6 protein-coding genes are annotated in these 17,468 nt (G+C 74.5%); 2 read left to right on the top strand and 4 right to left on the bottom strand.

Annotation, left to right across the window (positions count from 1 at the left end):
- Nucleotides 1-65 precede the first annotated feature (65 nt).
- Nucleotides 66-1,298 (top strand): macrolide family glycosyltransferase, encoded by a 1,233-nt coding sequence (locus tag AB0F77_RS36170; protein WP_361956718.1) that lies wholly within the window; start codon nt 66-68, stop codon nt 1,296-1,298.
- A gap of 126 nt (nt 1,299-1,424) precedes the next feature.
- On the opposite strand, the gene rfbH is transcribed toward AB0F77_RS36170, so the two are convergent.
- Nucleotides 1,425-2,726 carry a lipopolysaccharide biosynthesis protein RfbH gene (gene rfbH, locus AB0F77_RS36175; RefSeq protein WP_361956721.1) on the bottom strand — a complete coding sequence of 434 codons (1,302 nt, stop codon included), beginning with the start codon at nt 2,724-2,726 and terminating at the stop codon, nt 1,425-1,427.
- Nucleotides 2,727-2,907: 181 nt separating this feature from the next.
- Between rfbH and AB0F77_RS36180 the strand changes: the two genes are divergently transcribed.
- Nucleotides 2,908-4,263: an acyltransferase gene (locus tag AB0F77_RS36180; RefSeq protein ID WP_361956723.1), complete on the top strand. Its 1,356-nt coding sequence runs from the start codon at nt 2,908-2,910 to the stop codon at nt 4,261-4,263.
- A gap of 209 nt (nt 4,264-4,472) precedes the next feature.
- On the opposite strand, the gene metK is transcribed toward AB0F77_RS36180, so the two are convergent.
- From metK to AB0F77_RS36195, 3 genes are all read right to left on the bottom strand, one after another.
- Nucleotides 4,473-5,696, bottom strand: a complete 1,224-nt coding sequence (gene metK, locus AB0F77_RS36185) for a methionine adenosyltransferase (protein ID WP_361956726.1) — start codon at nt 5,694-5,696, stop codon at nt 4,473-4,475.
- 49 nt (nt 5,697-5,745) lie between these two features.
- Nucleotides 5,746-6,426, bottom strand: coding sequence for a nucleosidase (locus tag AB0F77_RS36190; protein ID WP_361956729.1), 681 nt, complete (start codon nt 6,424-6,426; stop codon nt 5,746-5,748).
- Nucleotides 6,427-6,522: 96 nt separating this feature from the next.
- A complete protein-coding gene (locus tag AB0F77_RS36195; RefSeq protein ID WP_361956732.1) occupies nt 6,523-17,412 on the bottom strand; it encodes a type I polyketide synthase in 10,890 nt (3,629 codons plus the stop codon).
- Between the last annotated feature and the right edge of the window lie 56 nt (nt 17,413-17,468).

Consider the following 17,468-nt stretch of genomic DNA (forward strand, 5'->3'; position numbering starts at 1 on the left):
CCCGCCTGTCCGGCGGACGCGGGCCGAGCGCCCAGGGCCGCCTTTCGCACACGAAGGAACAGCCGATGCAGCACCGCACCGACGACCCGCACCCGCTCCACTGCGCCATCCTGACCTTCGCGGACTTCGGTCACGTCGCCCCGAGCCTCGGTGTGGCCCGCGAGTTGATCGCGCGCGGGCACCGGGTGACCTACGTCGTCGACGAACGGTTCGCGCCCCTGGTGGAGCAGGCCGGCGCCGCCGTGGTCCCCTACGCCTCGGCGCGCGGTGACTTCTACCGTGCCGCCGACCCGAGCCCCGAGCAACTCGCCCAGGACGGCTACGAGTTGCTGGTGGACACCGTCAGGACGGTGTTCCCCGCCGCCCGCGCGGCACTGGACGGGGACCGGCCCGACGTCGTCCTGTACGACTTCGAGAGCGTGGCCGTCGGACGGGTCGCCGCCCATCTGTGGGATGCCCTGCCGGTCCAGGTCTGTCCGAGCCACGCGGCCAACGAGAGCTTCTCGCTGCGCGCCCAGATGTGGGACCGCGAGTACCCGGTGATGGCGGAGGGCGCGCGGGTGTTCGTCGAGTTCCTCGGCGAGCACGGCATCGGCCTGGAGCAGATGGGCCGTTACGGCACCGAGTGGGACGAGCACAACCTGGTGTTCCTGCCCCGCGACTTCCAGATCGAGGGCGATTCTTTCGACGAGCGCTTCGCGTTCGTCGGCCCGACGGTCGCCGAGGCCGGGGCCGGTCTGTGGTCACCGCCCGCCGACGGCCGCCGCACCGCGCTGGTCTCCCTGGGCACCGAGTCCGGCGACCGCGAGTTCTTCCGCACCTGCGCGCAGGCGTTCGACGCGGACGGCTGGCAGGTGGTGATGACCCTGGGGCGCGGTGCCGACCGCTCGGCGCTGGAGCCGCTGCCGGCGCACGTCGAGGTCCACGAGTGGCTGCCCCACCCGGCGGTGCTGCCGCACGCCGACGTGCTGGTCTGCCACGCCGGCATGGGCAGTCTCATGGAGGCGCTCTACTTCGGCACTCCGGTGGTGGCCATCCCACGCGCCCATGAACTCGGCCTGAGCGCCCGCCGGTTGGAGGAGCTCGGTGTCGGCCGCTCGGTGCCGCGCCCGGGACTGGACGCGGAGACGCTGTCGCGGACGGTCACGGACCTGCTGGCGGACCCGCGGACGCCCGCCGGCCTGGAGCGGATGCGCAAGGCCGTCCGTGAGGCGGGCGGCGCCGTGCGGGCCGCGGACCTCGTGGAGAACTGGGCGGCGCAAAGCCGTCGGCCCGAGACGAGCGGGTCGACGGCGTAACACGCGGCGCGGCGCGGCCCGTACGGCGCGAGCCGCGGCCCGTGCGAGCCTGCACCCGGCCACGGCGGACCGGCGGCCGGTGCTCGCGCATCGGCCGCCGGTCTGCTGTGGCCGGTGGGGCGTCGATCAGTGGGGCAGAGTGACGAACTCGCTGATCGTCGTGATGCTGTGGTCGAGCATCTCCTCCGTCAGCCCGGGGAAGACACCGATCCAGAAGGTGTTCTCCGTGCTGATGTCGCTGTTGGTCAGCGGGCCGCTCACCCTGATCTCCCGGTCCGCGTAGGCGGGGTGGCGGGTGAGGTTGCCGGCGAAGAAGCGCCGGGTGGCCACCTTGCTGGTCTCCAGGTGGTCGATCAGCGCCCGCGGCTCGAAGGGGGCGTCTGGGTTGACGGTGATCGCGAAGCCGAACCAGCTCGGGTCGCTGCCCGGCGTCGCCTCCGGCAGGATCAGGTGCGGCAGCCCGTCCAGGCCGGCGCGCAGCTGCGCCCAGTTCTTGCGGCGGGCCTTGCCGAACTCGTCGATGTGCGTGAGCTGCTGGAGGCCCAGCGCGGCCTGGATGTCGGTCGACTTCAGGTTGTAGCCCACGTGCGAGAAAATGTACTTGTGGTCGTAGCCCGCCGGCAGCGTCCCCATCTGCTGGTCGAACCGCTTGAAGCAGCGGTTGTCCTCACCGGGCTCGCACCAGCAGTCGCGGCCCCAGTCGCGCATGGACTCGACGATGCGCGCCAGCACCATGTTGTCGGTGAGGACCACACCGCCCTCGCCCATCGTGATGTGGTGGGCCGGGTAGAAGCTCTCGGTGGCCAGGTCGCCGAAGGTGCCGGTGAGCTTCCCGTTGTAGGTGCTGCCGAACGCGTCGCAGTTGTCCTCAATAAGGAACAGCCCGTGGTGGTCGGCGATCTGCGCGATCTCCTCGACCGCGTACGGGTTGCCCAGCGCGTGCGCCACCATGATGGCGCGGGTGCGCGGGCCGATGGCCTGCTCGATGCGCTCCGGCGTCGGGTTGTACGTGCTCAGCTCGACGTCGGTGAAGACCGGCACCAGGCCGTTCTGGATGATCGGGTTGACGGTCGTCGGGAAGCCCGCCGCCGCCGTGATCACCTCGTCGCCGGGGACCAGCCGGGCGTCCTCCAGCTGCGGCGACGTCAATGAGGCGACGGCCAGCAGGTTCGCCGAGGAGCCGGAGTTCGTCAGGTGGGCCTTGCGCAGACCGAAGTACTTGGCCAGGTTCCGCTCCAGCTTGCGCGAGCTGGGTCCGGCCGCGATCCGCATGTCCAGGGCCGCCTCGACCAGCGCGACACGGTCCTCCTCGTCGAGGACGGCACCCGAGACCATGACAGGCGTGGCACCGGGGACGAACTCCGAGGCCGTCTTGGTGCGGTGGTACTCGCGTACCAGGTCGAGGATCTCTTTTTTGTCGATGCCCATCGGCTGGGGGCCTCCCTGTGGCTGCCGGCGGGGACGTGCCGGTCGGGGGCCCAGACCAACACACCCGCGGTCCGCCCGCCTAGGGCTGCCGGGCAAGTCTAGGGATCCACCAAAACCGGCTCCGCCGGAACTCCGGGGAACTCTAGGTGTTTCCTCACCCCGGGTGCGTGACGATGGCGTCATGAGCCCTCGGCGCCCTTCCCCCCGTACCACTGACGAGACCGTCTTCCTGAAGGCGGGCGAGGCGACCGGCGAGCGGATGCGTCTGAGCGTCTACGACCTCGTCGCCGGCGCGTTCAACAGCCCGCGCACCTTCTACTACCGGCAGAAGCTCGACGTGGCGGCGCTGCGGGAGTCCCTGGTGGCGACGCTGCGGCACTATCCGCTGATCACGGGGCGGCTGGCGCGCGAGGACGACGGGGGGCTCGCGGTGCTCTGCACGGACGGCGGGGTGCCGTTCACCGAGACCTACAGCGACCGGCCCATGCCCGACTACGGGCCCGGTGTCTCCGCCAAGGGCGACCTGCCCTCGTACACCCACAAGCTGCGCCAGTTCCGGCTCATCGCGAACGACACCCCGCTGCTGAGCGTGCGGGTCACCCACATGGAGGGCGGGGGCTCCGTCCTCGGCACCACCTTCAACCACGCCCTGGTCGACGGCTCCGCCTACCTCGGCTTCATGAAGCACTGGTCCAGCGTCCACCTCGGCCAGGACTACCGGCCCGCGCCGTTCGCGCGCACGCTGCTCGACAGCCTCTCGGAGGGCGCTCCGCCCGAGGCCGGTGCGCAGAGCAAGCAGTACGAGCTGGTCACCGGCCGACAGAAGCTCGGCTTCATCCTGCGCGTCAACGCGAAGGCCCCGCAGGTGCGCACCATCTCCCTGCGGTTCACCGCCGACGAGGTCGGCGCCCTCAAAGAGCACGCCCGCTCCGGGCTCACCGGGGACCAGTGGCTGTCCACCGGGGACGTGCTGGGCGCCCACCTGTGGAAGGTGCTCGCCGAACTGCGCGACCGGCCCGCCGACCGCACCGAGCGCCTCGCCCTGGTCATCAGCATGCGCTCCGTCCTGGCCGCCTCCGCCCTGCCGGACGGCTACGGCGGCAACGCGGTCACCAACACCACCGCGGCGCTGTCCGCGGGCGAGCTGCGCGGGGCATCGCTGGCCGAGGCCGGTCTCGCCGTGCGGGCGGCCGTCGCCAACGTCACCCCGGAGTGGGTACGCGACGAGGCGGCGTTCCTCGGCACGCAGGCGCGGGCGGGGCGGCTGAACCGGGTGATGAGCCGAATGGCGCGGGACTCCTTCGAGGGCACGGTCGCGCTCAACAACGTCAGCCGGCTGCCCGTCTACGAGCTGGACTTCGGCTCCGGGACGCCCTTCTGGTTCGAGTCCCCGTCGAACCCGGTCCCCTGGACCCTCCTGGTCAACCCGACGTCCGCCGGGGACGACAGCCGGGACATCCACTTCAGCGTCCCCCGCGAGGCCGCGGACGCCATCCTCACCCCGGAATGGTCGAAGCGACTGCACGCGTACGCCTGACCGGGAACGTCCCCGCGGGGGCGGGGAGCACTGACGTCCGCGGCGTGCCACGGCGAGGGGTCGGAGACCCGGGACGTTGCGCTCGCCGACCTCCGGCAGGAAGCGGGGGTCGAGCGGCCCGGCCGCGCCGGGGCCCCGGGCCCATGGCGAAGCCCCGGGGCCGCTGCCCCGGGGCTTCGCACGGTTCGGCCGGCAAGGCACCGGTCGGATCAGAGGCCCGCGGCTGTCCTCAGTTCGTCGACTCGGTCCGTCCATTCCCAGGTGAACTCCGCCAGTTCGCGGCCGAAGTGGCCGTAGGCGGCGGTCTGGGCGTAGATCGGGCGGAGGAGGTCCAGGTCGCGGATGATCGCGGCCGGCCGGAGGTCGAAGACCGCGTCGATGGCCTTCTCGATCCTCTCCGGCTCGACCTTGTGCGTGCCGAAGGTCTCCACGAACAGGCCGACGGGCTCGGCCTTGCCGATGGCGTACGCGACCTGCACCTCGCACCGCGACGCGAGACCGGCGGCCACGACGTTCTTCGCCACCCACCGCATCGCGTACGCGGCCGAACGGTCCACCTTCGACGGGTCCTTGCCCGAGAACGCGCCACCACCGTGCCGCGCCATGCCACCGTAGGTGTCGATGATAATCTTCCGCCCGGTCAGCCCCGCGTCACCCATCGGGCCACCGATCTCGAACCGGCCCGTCGGGTTCACCAGCAGCCGGTAGCCCTCGGTCTCCAGCTTGATGCCCTCGTCCAGCAGCGCGGCGAGTTCCGGCTCGACCACGAACTTGCGGATGTCGGGGGCGAGGAGCGACTCCAGGTCGACGTCGGAGGCGTGCTGCGAGGAGACGACCACGGTGTCGAGCCGGACGGCCTTGTCACCGTCGTACTCGATGGTGACCTGCGTCTTCCCGTCCGGGCGCAGGTAGGGGACCGTGCCGTTCTTGCGGACGTCGGAGAGCCGCTTGGAGAGCCGGTGGGCCAGGAAGATCGGCAGCGGCATCAGCGTCGGCGTCTCGTCGGTCGCGTAACCGAACATCAGGCCCTGGTCGCCGGCACCCTGCTTGTCCAGCTCGTCTCCCCCGTCCCCCTGGGAGGCGCCCTCGACCCGCGACTCGTACGCCGTGTCCACACCCTGCGCGATGTCCGGCGACTGCGCGCCGATCGACACCGACACACCGCAGGAGGCGCCGTCGAAGCCCTTGAGGGAGGAGTCGTAGCCGATCTCCAGGATCTTGTCCCGCACCAGCTGCGCGATCGGCGCGTACGCCTTGGTGGTGACCTCGCCGGCCACGTGCACCAGGCCGGTCGTGATGAGCGTCTCCACGGCGACGCGCGAGGAGCGGTCCTCGCGCAGCAGCGCATCGAGAATCGTGTCGCTGATCTGGTCAGCGATCTTGTCGGGGTGACCTTCGGTCACGGACTCCGAGGTGAACAGGCGACGGGACACGGTGGTTCCTACTCTTTCCTTGGGGACGGCGGCCGCGGACACCCCGGGGCTACGAGGCCCAGGTGCCCGACAGCGGACGAAGGGGGGAATCGACGATGACCGGGACGACCGCGGCCGGCCGGTCGGCGTGCTCGTCGAGCCAGCCGGCGAGGACCCCGGCCGCGTGGGCCACGGCCTCCGGCCAGGTGGTGCGGGCGCTCTCGTCGGCCTGGTCGCTCACGAACTTCACGAGGCGTACGGGGATGCCGAGCCGTTCGGCGACGGTCGCGACGGCGTAGCCCTCCATGTCGACGAGGTCGGCCTCGCGGGCGAGCCGCTCGCGCACGGCGGAGTCCGAGACGAACGTGTCCCCGGTGGCCAGGACCGGCCCGGCGTCCGGGCCCACGCGAAGCGGATGGCCGTACGAGTAGCCGCTGATCGACTGGAGCAGGCCCCGGTCGAGGTCGTGCTGGATCACGTACGCGATCTCGTGGACACCGCCCGGCATCTCGCGCAGCGCGCCGGCCGTACCCAGGTTGATGATCTCGCGCGGCCGCCCGCCCGCGGCCAGGGTCAGGGAGAGGGCCGCCGCCGCGTTGACCTTGCCCATGCCGGTGACGAGCACCGGGAAGCGGCTGTCGACCCGGGCCGCCTCCTCCGCGACCGCCGCGACGATCAGCGGGCGATCGGAGTGGATCTCGCCGGTGAGCCTCGGCCGGTCCGCGGGGCCGGCGGGCGGAGGTGTGGACACGGTGTGTTTCCTGTTCTGTGCGCGGGCGGTGCGGAGAGGGCCGGGGGCCCGGCCGCCGCCGGCCGTTCCACGGGCGGGAACGGCCGGCGGGAGCGGTCAGTCCAGGCGGGCCAGCCAGTCGGCGGTGACCGCCGCGGTGTTGCGGGCGTGGTCCTCCACCATCGTGAAGTGGTTTCCCTGGACGTCGATCACGGTGTGGGCCCGTTCCCAGGACGCCTGCCACTCGTGGAGTTCCAGGGGTCCGGTCGTCTCGGCGGAGACCGGGGGCTCGCTGGACCGCACCAGGAGGACGGGGCAGTCGAGGGGGCCGGGTTCCCACTCGCCGACCATGGCGACGTACCAGCTCATGGCGGTCAGCCGGTTGGTGTCCATGTGGGCGAACATCGACTCGCGGTCGAACATGCCGCCCAGCATGTGCTGGGAGAAGCGCAGGAACGGCGAGTCGGCACGCGGCATGTAGGTGTCGAGGAGCACCACCGCGGCCGCGGGCGTGCCCCGCTCCTGGAGGTGGCGGGCGGCGGCGAGGGCGAGGATGCCGCCGGAGGAGGAGCCGAGCAGGACGGCCGGGCCGTCCCCGACGGTACGGGTGACCACGTCCGCGTGCAGCGCCGACACCGCGTCGAAGGTGGCCGGCAGGACCTCCCCTGCGCCGAAGCCCTGGGTGGGCAGCGCCCAGACGTCGCGCTCGCCGCGGAACGCGGAGGCGAACCGGGCGTACTGGTGGACGCCGGCCAGTGCCACGTAGGAACTGAAGCAGACCAGCGGTGCGGCGGAGGTGCCCTTGGACAGCCGCACCGGCTCGGGCGCGCGGGACAGTTCGGCCGGGTCGGTGAAGGTGGGCCGGAGGTCGGCGGCGGCCTTCAGCAGGGCGAAGCCCTCGTCGACGCGGTCGCTCTGGCACGCCTGCTTGAACAGTCCGCTCAGGGTGTCCCCGGGCCGTACGGCGGGCGCGTCGGCGTCCGCCGCGGCGGGTGCGGGCGCGGTCGTGGGCGCCTGGGCGAGCCGTTCGTCCAGGTGGGCGGCGAGGAGTTCGGGGGTGGCGTGGTCGAACAGCAGGGTCGGCGGCAGGGTCAGGGCGGTGGCGGTGGCGAGGTGGTTGCGCAGTTCGACGGCGGTCAGGGAGTCGATGCCCTGCTCGGTGAAGAGCTGGTCGGCCTCCACCGCGTCGGCGGAGGGGTGGCCGAGGACGGCCGCGGCCAGTTCGCGCACCAGGTCGAGCAGGGCGGCGCGGCGGGCGGCCGGCTCGAGTCCGGTGAGCCGGGCGGCCGAGGCCGAGGTCGCGGAGGACCGGGCTCCTGCCGCGCTGCGGCGGCCCGCCGGGCGGTCGGCGGAGCGGTCGGCCGGGCGCAGCAGGGCCCTGAGGGGGGCCGTGCCGGCGGTGGTGTCCATGGCGACCAGGGCGGGCTGCGTGGTGCGCAGTGCCTGGTCGAGCAGGAGGAGTCCGTCCCGTACGGCCAGCGGGCGCATGCCGCCGCGGGCCATGCGCCGGCGGTCGGTGTCGGAGAGACCGGACGTCAGGGCGCTGTCGCTCTCCCACAGTCCCCAGGCGAGGGAGGAGGCGGGCAGGCCGCGCGTGTGGCGGTGGGCGGCGAGCGCGTCGAGGAAGGCGTTGGCGGCGGCGTAGTTGGCCTGGCCCGGGGAGCCGAAGGTGCCGGCGGCGGAGGAGAACAGCACGAACGCCGACAGGGCGGTGTCCGCGGTGAGTTCGTGCAGCAGCCAGGCGCCGTCGGCCTTCGGGCGCAGCACCCGGTCGAAGCGTTCGGCGTCCAGGGCGGTGACGGGCTTGTCGTCGACGACGCCGGCCGCGTGGATCACGCCGGTCAGCGGGCGGTCGGCGGGCACGGCGGCGAGGAGCGCCCCGAGCCCGGCCCGGTCGCCGGTGTCGCAGGCGGCGAGGGTGACGTCGGCCCCGGCCGCGGTGAGTTCGTCACGGAGTTCGGCGGCGCCGGGGGCGTCGGCCCCGCGCCGGGCGACCAGCAGGAGATTGCGTACGCCGTGCTCCGCGACCAGGTGCCGGGCGACCGCACCCCCGAGCGCCCCGGTGGCCCCGGTGACGAGGACGGTGCCGGAGGCGAGGTCGGGGGCGGGTGCGAGGTCGGGGGCGGTCGCGTCGCCGGGGGTGGTCGGGGCGAGGTCCGGGAGCAGGACCTGTCCCTCGCGTACGAGGCTCTGCGGGTGGGCGGCGGCCACGGCGGCCAGGAACGCCTGGTCGTCGGCACCGCCGTCATCGGCCGTCAGGTCGATGAGCTGGAAGCGGCCCGGGTGTTCGGACTGGGTGGAGCGGAGCATGCCCCACAGGGCCGCTCCGGGGAGGTTCGGGGCGTCGGACGTGTCGTCCGCGGCGACGGCGCCGCGCGTCGCGAACACCAGGCGGGCCGCGGCGAAGCGGTCGTCGGCGAGCCAGCCGAGGACGAGGTCGTGGGCCGGGGCGAGCGCGGAGCGCACGGCGGCCGGGACGTCGTCGGTGCGGGCGGCCTCGGGGGCGACGAGCACGACGTCGGGCAGGGTCATCCCGGTGTCCACGGCCTTGCCGAGCGCCTCCAGGTCGGCGTACGTCTCCAGGTGGACGCCCGCCGTGTCGAGGGCCGCGGCCACCCGGTCGTCGCCCTCGCCGAGGATGATCCAGCGGACCGTTCCGGGGCGCGGGGCGGCGGGTTCGGGGCGGGCCGGGGTCCAGGCCAGGCGGAGCAGTTCGGGGGTCCGCGCGCCGGGTTCGGGCAGCCGGTCGGTGGGCACGGCGCGCAGGGTGATGGAGTCGGCGGTGGCGACGGGCCGGCCCTCGGTGTCGGCGACGAGCACCGAGAACCCGAGGTCGTGTCCGGCGGGGGCTAGCCGTACCCGGAGGTCGGTGGCGCCCTCGGCGTGCAGGGTGAGCCCGCTCCACACGAAGGGCAGCATCGGCCCGTCCGTGGTCGGGGCGCCGCCGGGCATGTCGACGAGGAGGGCCTGTACGGCCGCGTCGAGCAGCGCGGGGTGGAGGCCGAAGCGGGCGGCGTCGGCGCGGTACTCCTCGGGCAGGGCGACCTCGGCGAACACCTCGTCGCCGCGCCGCCACACCGGGCCGAGGCCCTGGAAGCTGGGCCCGTAGGCGAACCCGGCCTCGGTGAACCGCTCGTAGTGGCCGCCCTCGGCGACGGTCTCGGCGCCCTGCGGGGGCCATACGGCCAGGTCGGCGGCGGTGGAAGCGGTGGCGGCCGCGGGTGCCTCGGGGGTGAGGGTGCCGCGGGCGTGCGGCTCCCACGGGGTGTCCGGGTCGGCGTCGGCGGGGCGGGTGTGGACGCCGAAGCCGCGACGGCCCCGTTCGTCGGGCGCGTCGACGGTGACCTGGAGCTGCACGGCGCCCTCGCGGGGGATCACCAGCGGGCTGTACAGGGTGAGTTCGGCGAGGTGGGGGCAGCCGGTGCGGTCGCCGGCGTGGACGGCGAGGTCGAGGTAGCCGGTCGCGGGCAGGATGACCCGGCCGAGCACGGTGTGGTCGGCGAGCCAGGGGTGGGTGCGCAGCGACAGGCGGCCGGTGAACAGGACGGTGTCGGAGCCGGCGGGGCTGACGGTGGCGCCGAGGAAGGGGTGGCCCGCGCTCTCCAGGCCGGCGCCCTCCAGGTCGCCGGTCCAGGGGGCGTTGGGCAGCCAGTGGCGCTCGTGCTGGAAGGCGTAGGTGGGCAGCGGGACGGTGCGGGCGCCGGGGAGCAGCGCGGGCCAGTCGGGTTCGGTGCCGGTGGTGAACAGCCGGCCCAGCGCGGTGAGGACGCCGCGGACCTCGGGGACGTCCTTGCGGACGGTCGCGACGACCTGGGCCTCGGCGCGGTCGGGGTCGGCGAGGGCGGTCGTGGCGAGGGCGGTGAGGGTGGCGTCGGGGCCGACCTCCAGGAAGCGGGTGGCGCCGAGGTCGTCGCGCAGGTGTCGTACGGCGTCGTGGAAGCGCACGGCCTCGCGCACGTGCCGCACCCAGTACTCGGGGTCGGTCAACTCCCCGGCGGCGACGGGCTTTCCGGTGGTGCCGGAGACGTAGGTCAGGGCCGGTTCGGCGTAGGTGAGGCGGGTGGCGACGGCGCGGAAGTCGTCGAGGACGGGGTCCATGAGCGGGGAGTGGAAGGCGTGGCTGACGCGCAGCCGGGAGGTCTTGCGCCCCAGCGCGGTGACGTGGTCGACGACGGCGGCGACGGCGTCCTCGGTGCCGGAGACGACCGTGGCCTCGGGGCCGTTGAGGGCGGCGATGCCGAGGTCGTCCTCGTGTCCGGCGAGCAGCGGCAGCACCTCGGACTCGGACGCCTGGAGGGCGGCCATCGCGCCGCCGGGGGGCAGTTGCTGCATGAGCCGGCCGCGGGCGGCGACGAGGGCGCTCGCGTCCTCCAGGGAGAGGACGCCGGCGACGTGCGCGGCGGCGATCTCGCCGACGGAGTGTCCGGTGACCTGGTCGGGGACGACGCCCCACGACTCCAGGAGGCGGTGGAGGGCGACTTCGAAGGCGAACAGGGCGGGTTGGGCGTGCTCGGTGCGGTTCAGGGCGTCGGCGTCGTCGCCGAGGACGACGTCGCGCAGGCCGGGCAGCTGGTCGCACACGGCGTCGAAGGCGTCGGCGAACACCGGGTAGGTGTCGTACAACTCGCGTCCCATGCCGAGGCGTTGGGCGCCCTGGCCGGTGAAGAGGAACGCGGTGCGGCCGCCGCCGCGGGTGACCGCGGCCGGGGTGCGGGGTTCGGTGCGCCCGTCGGCCAACGCGGTGAGGGCACCGGTGAGTTCGGCGCGGTCGGCGCCGAGCACGACGGCGCGGTGCTCGAAGGCGGTCCGGGTCGTGGCGAGGGACAGGGCGATGTCGCGCGGGTCGTCGCCGGGCCGCTCGGCGAGGTGCGTGAGCAGCCGTGCGGCCTGGTCGCGCAGGGCGGGCGCGGTGCGGGCGGTGAGGATCCAGGGGGTGACGGCGTGGGTTCCGCCGGTGGTGGCGGTGGGGCCGGCGTCGGTGGTGGTCCGGGCCTCGGGCTCCTCGGCGGGGGCTTCGAGGATGACGTGGGCGTTGGTGCCGCTGATGCCGAAGGAGGAGACGGCCGCGCGGCCGGGGCGGCCGGTGTCGGGCCAGGTCACGGGCTCGGTCAGCAGCCGGACGTCGCCGGCCTCCCAGTCGACGTGGGTGGAGGGCCGGTCGACGTGCAGGGTGGCGGGCAGGTGCCGTTCGCGCAGCGCGAGGACCATCTTGATGATCCCGGCGACGCCCGCGCCCGCCTGGGTGTGGCCGATGTTGGACTTCACCGAGCCCAGCCACAGCGGCCGGTCCCCGGGCCTGTTCTGCCCGTACGTCGCGATGACGGCCTGTGCCTCGATCGGGTCGCCGAGCATGGTGCCGGTGCCGTGCGCCTCCAGGACGTCGATGTCGCCGGTGCCGAGGCCGGCGTCGGCGAGGGCGGCGCGGATGACCCGCTGCTGGGAGGGCCCGTTGGGGGCGGTGAGCCCGTTGGAGGCGCCGTCCTGGTTGACGGCGGAGCCGCGGACCAGCGCGAGGACGCGGTGGCCGTTGCGGCGGGCGTCAGACAGCCGCTCCACGAGGAGCACGCCGCCGCCCTCGGAGAACCCGGTGCCGTCGGCGGCGTCCGCGAAGGACTTGCAGCGGCCGTCCGACGACAGTCCGCGCTGCCGGGTGAAGTCGAGGAACAGTCCGGGCGTCGACATGACGGTGACACCGCCGGCGAGGGCGAGGTCGCACTCGCCCGAGCGCAGGGACCGTACGGCGAGGTGCAGGGCGACGAGCGAGGAGGAGCAGGCCGTGTCGACGGTGACCGCCGGGCCCTCGAGGCCGAGGCTGTAGGAGACGCGGCCGGACAGGACGCTCGCGGAGTTGCCGGTGCCGAGGTGGGCGCCGGAGTCCTCGTCGAGCAGCAGCGGACGGTCGGTGTGGTCCTGGTAGTTGGTGCCGGCGAAGACGCCGGTGCGGCTGCCGCGCAGGGTGCGCGGGTCGATGCCCGCCCGCTCGACGCTCTCCCAGGACAGTTCCAGGAGGTGCCGCTGCTGCGGGTCCATGGCGGCGGCCTCGCGCGGCGAGATGTTGAAGAAGCCCGGGTCGAAGTCGGCGAATCCGGTGAGGAAGCCGCCCGCGCGGGTGGAGACCCGGCCGCTCCGGCCGGGTTCGGAGGCGTAGAGCGCTTCGAGGTCCCAGTCGCGGTCGTCGGGGAAGGGGGTGATGGCGTCGGTGCCGTCGGCGAGCAGCCGCCAGAACTCCTCGGGGGTGCCGACGTCGCCGGGGAAGCGGCAGGACATGCCGACGATCGCGATGACGTCGTCGTCGGTGTCGGGGCGCGGGGCGGCGGGGGCCTCGGGCGCGGCGGCGGCCGGGGTGCCCGCGGGGGCGAACTCGGCGCTGAGGTGGTCGGCGAGGGCGGCGGGCGTCGGGTAGTCGTAGACGAGGGTGGTCGGCAGGCGCAGTCCGGTGGCCTCGTTCAGGGTGTTGCGCAGTTCGACCGCGGTGAGGGAGTCGAAGCCGAGTTCGCGGAAGGCCCGGCTGGGTTCGACGTCGTCGGGGCTGGGGTGGTTGAGGGCGTGGGCGATGTGGGCGCGGACGAGGGCGAGCAGGGCGTTCCTGCGGTCGCCCTCGCCGAGCGGGGCGAGTCGGTCGGCGAGGCCGGTGCCGTCGGTCCGCTCGTCGGCCGCGCCTGACGGGGGCGCCTGCCGCTGCCGCAGTTCGGGTACGGCGGCGTAGATGCGGCGGGGGCGGCCCTTGACGAGTTCGGTGCCGAAGGCGTCCCAGTCGATGTCGGTGACGACGAGCGTGGTGTCGTCGTGGTCGAGGGCCTGCTGGAGTGCGGTGACGGCGGTCTCGGGGTCCATGAGCCGTACGCCGTGGCGTTCGAGGCGTTCGCCGACGCCGCCGGAGGCCATGCCGCCGTCGGCCCAGCCGCTCCAGGCGACGGCGGTGGCGGGCAGGCCGCGGGCGCGGCGGTCCTCGGCGAGTGCGTCGAGGAAGGCGTTGCCGGGGGCGTAGTTGCCGTGTCCCGGGCTGCCGAAGACGCCGGAGGACGAGGAGAACAGCACGAACGCGGACAGGTCGAGTCCGGCGGTGGCGGCGTCGAGGTTGAGGGCGCCGCCGACCTTGACGCGCAGCACGTCGGCGAGGCGTTCGGGGGTGAGGGAGCCGATGACGCCGTCGTCGAGGACGGCGGCGGTGTGGAAGACGGCGCTCAGGGGCCGCTCGGCGGGGATCGTGGCGAGCAGGCGGGCGAGGTCGTCGGGGTCGGCGATGTCGCAGCGGGCGGTCTCGGCGCGGGCGCCGAGCGCGGCGAGTTCGTCGGTGAGCTCGCGGGCGCCTGGCGCGTCGGGGCCGGAGCGGCTGACGAGGAGGAGGTCGCGGGCGCCGGAGCGGGCGAGCCAGCGGGCGACGTGCCGGCCGAGGGCGCCGGTGCCGCCGGTGACGAGGACGGTGCCGTGGGGCTCCCAGGTCCGGGTGGTGGAGAGCGGGGCGGGGGCGTGCAGGAGGCGACGGGCGAGGACGCCGCCGGCGCGGACGGCGACCTGGTCCTCGTGGTCGTGGCCGGCGAGGACGCCGGCGAGCCGGTCGGCGGCCCGCTCGTCGAGGGTGTCGGGCAGGTCGACCAACCCGCCCCAGCAGTCGGCCTGTTCGAGGGCGACGACCCGGCCGAATCCCCAGACGAGGGACTGGGCGGGGGCGTCGACGCCGTCTCCCGGCCGGGTGCCCACGGCGCCGCGGGTGGCGAACCAGACGGGGACGCGGGCGGTGAGGGTGTCGAGGGCCTGGACGAGGGCGACGGTGGTGGCGAATCCGCCGGGCACGGCGGGCAGTGCGGGCAGCGGCTCCTCGTCGAGGGCGAGCAGCGAGAGGACGCCGGCCGCGCCGGGCACGGTGTCGGCGAGCGCGGCGGCGAGGGTGTCCCGGTCGGCGGCGCGGTCCACGGTGAGGGTGACGGGGGTGGCTCCGGCGCGTTCGAGGGCGGCGCGCGCGGCGGCGGCCTCGGGTCCTTCCTCGTGGCCGCGGGGGGCGACGAGGAGCCAGGTGCCGGTGAGGGCGGGGGCGGGGGTGTCCTCGACGGGGTGCCAGGCGATGCGGTAGCGCCAGGAGTCGGCGACGGCTCCCTCGGCGCTGCGCCTGCGGTAGCGGGCGAGGGCGGGCACCAGCGGGGAGACGGTGTCCCCGTCGAGGCCGAGGGCGGCGGTGAGGGTGTCGAGGTCGCCCTGTTCGACGGCGTCCCAGAAGGGGCCGTCGGCGGTGGTGGCGGGTGTGTTGCGCGCGGCGGCGGCGCGGGTGAACTCGGGCCAGTACCGGCGGCGTTGGAAGGCGTACGTGGGCAGCTCGACGTGGCCTGCGGGGGTGCCGGGGGTGAGGTCGACGCGGCAGCCGCGCACATGGAGTTCGGCGAGGGAGAGCAGGAAGCGGGCGCGGCTGCCGTCGCCGCGGCGCAGGGTGCCGACGACGGCGGTGTCGGCGATGCCGGCGGCCTCCAGGACGTCGCTCGCGCTGGCGCACACCACGGGGTGCGGGCCGGCCTCGACGAAGACGCGGTGGCCGGCGGCGGCCAGGGCGCGGACGGTGTCCTCCAGGCGGACGGTGCACCGGACGTTGTCGTACCAGTAGGCGGCGTCAAGGGTGGTGGTGTCCTCGACGCGGTCGCCGGTGACGGTGGAGTAGAACGGCACCTCGGCCGGGCGGGGCACGACGGGCGCGAACCCGGCGAGCAGTTCGTCGCGCACCTCGTCGATCTGCGCGGAGTGGGAGGCGTACTCGATGGCGACGCGGCGGGCGCGCACGCCCTCGTCGGTGAGCTGTGCCGTGAGTTCGGCGAGGGCGCCCTCCTCGCCGGAGACGACGACCGCGCGGGGTCCGCTGAGCGAGCCGATAGAGAGCCGGCCGGGCCAGGCGGCGATCCGGCGTTCCACGTCGGCGAGCGGCAGCGGTACGGCGAGCATGCCGCCGCGGCCGGCGAGGGGGAGCAGGGCGCGGGCGCGGGTGACGACGACGCGGGCGGCGTCCTGGAGGGTGAGGGCGCCGGCGACGTGGGCGGCGGCGATCTCGCCCTGGCTCTGTCCGGCGACGGCGACGGGCTCGACGCCGCGGGAGCGCCACAGGCGGGCGAGCGCGACGCACACCGTGAACAGGACGGGCTGGACGATGTCGAGGCGGTCCAGCGGCGGGGCGCCGTCGGTGCGGCGCAGGACGTCGGTGATCCGCCAGTCGGTGAACTCCTCGACGGCGGTGGCGACGTCGTCGAAGTGGGTGCGGAACTCCTCGTCGGTGTCGAGGAGTTCGGTGGCCATGCCCTCCCACTGGGCGCCGTGCCCGGGGAAGAGGAGGACGGCGCCGCCCTCGGTGTCGGCGACCCCCTTGACGACGACGGGCAGGGGGGTGTCGTCGGCGAGGGCGCCGAGGCCGGCGAGGAGTTCGGCGGTGTCGTGGGCGACGACGACGGCCCGGTGCTCCAGGGCGGAGCGGGTGCCGGCGAGGGCGCGGGCGAGGTCGGCGGGGTGCGGGGCGGGGGCGGTGCCCGCGGTGAGGTGGTCGCGCAGCCGTCGGGCCTGGGCACGCAGCGCGGTGCGGTTGCGGCCGGAGACGGGGAAGGCGTGGGGGCCCTCGGGCCGGGGGCCGGTGGCCTCGGGTGCCGCTTCCGGTTCCTGCGGGGGCTGTTCGAGGATGACGTGGGCGTTGGTGCCGCTGACGCCGAAGGAGGAGACGCCGCAGCGCAGCGGACGGTCGGCGGCGGGCCAGTCCCGTCCGGCGGTGAGGAGTTCGATGTTCCCTGCGCTCCAGTCGACGTGGCTGGAGGGCCGGTCGACGTGCAGGGTGGCGGGCAGGTGCCGTTCGCGCAGCGCGAGGACCATCTTGATGATCCCGGCGACGCCGGCGGCGGCCTGGGTGTGGCCGAGGTTGGACTTCACGGAGCCGAGCAGCAGCGGCCGGTCGGCGGGCCGGTCCTGGCCGTAGGTGGCGAGGAGGGCCTGGGCCTCGATGGGGTCGCCGAGGGCGGTGCCGGTGCCGTGCGCCTCGACGGCGTCGACGTCGGCGGGGGCGAGCCCGGCGGAGGTGAGCGCCTGCCAGATGACGCGTTCCTGGGAGGGGCCGTTGGGGGCGGTGAGCCCGTTGGAGGCGCCGTCCTGGTTGACGGCGGAGCCGCGGACCACGGCGAGCACGGGGTGGCCGTTGCGGCGGGCGTCGGCGAGGCGTTCGACGACGAGGACGCCGGCGCCCTCGCCCCAGGCGGTGCCGTCGGCGGCGTCGGCGAACGCCTTGCAGCGGCCGTCGGCGGCCAGGCCGCGCTGGCGGCTGAACTCCAGGAACACGGTGGGCGTCGACATGACGGTGACGCCGCCGGCGAGGGCGAGGTCGCACTCGCCGGCGCGCAGTGCCTGCACGGCCAGGTGCAGGGTCACCAGGGAGGACGAGCAGGCGGTGTCGAGGGAGACGGCGGGGCCTTCGAGGCCGAGGGTGTAGGAGATGCGGCCGGACAGGACGCTCGCGGAGTTGCCGACGCCGTCGTCGCCCGCGTTGTCGGAGTGGCTGAGCAGGGTGGGGTAGTCGAGCAGGTTGGTGCCGGCGAACACACCGGTGCGGCTGCCGCGCAGCGCCGACGGGTCGATGCCGGCGCGCTCCAGCGCCTCCCAGCAGATCTCCAGCAGGAGGCGCTGCTGCGGGTCGGTGCCGACGGCCTCGCGGGGCGAGACGCCGAAGAAGCCGGCGTCGAAGTCCGCGACGCGGTCGACGAAGCCGCCGGTGCGCGTGTAGCTGCGGCCGGGGGTGCCGGGCTCGGGGTCGTAGAGCGAGTCGACGTCCCAGCCGCGGTCGGCGGGCCACTCGCTCATGGCGTCGCGGCCCGAGCCGAGCAGCCGCCACAGGTCGTCGGGGTTCTCCACCCCGCCCGGGAAGCGGCAGCCCATGGCGACGATCGCGACGGGCTCCCGGTTGCGCGCCTCGGCCTCGCTCAGCCGCTGGCGCGTCTGGTGGAGGTCGGCCGTGACCTTCCTCAGGTAGCCGAGGAGCTTCTCCTCATCGCTCATGCGTTCTCACCCGTTCCCCGGTCCCGTTTCCGTTCGCCGTCGCCGTCGTGGCGGGC

Source organism: Streptomyces sp. NPDC026672 (assembly GCF_040638185.1).
Taxonomy (GTDB): Bacteria; Actinomycetota; Actinomycetes; order Streptomycetales; family Streptomycetaceae; genus Streptomyces.

Bases quoted from the DNA above. Each gene is read 5' to 3' on its own strand.
- AB0F77_RS36195 (WP_361956732.1), bottom strand. From the start codon at position 17,412: ATGAGCGATGAGGAGAAGCTCCTCGGCTACCTGAGGAAGGTCACGGCC.
- AB0F77_RS36170 (WP_361956718.1), top strand. From the start codon at position 66: ATGCAGCACCGCACCGACGACCCGCACCCGCTCCACTGCGCCATCCTG.
- AB0F77_RS36180 (WP_361956723.1), top strand. From the start codon at position 2,908: ATGAGCCCTCGGCGCCCTTCCCCCCGTACCACTGACGAGACCGTCTTC.
- rfbH (WP_361956721.1), bottom strand. From the start codon at position 2,726: ATGGGCATCGACAAAAAAGAGATCCTCGACCTGGTACGCGAGTACCAC.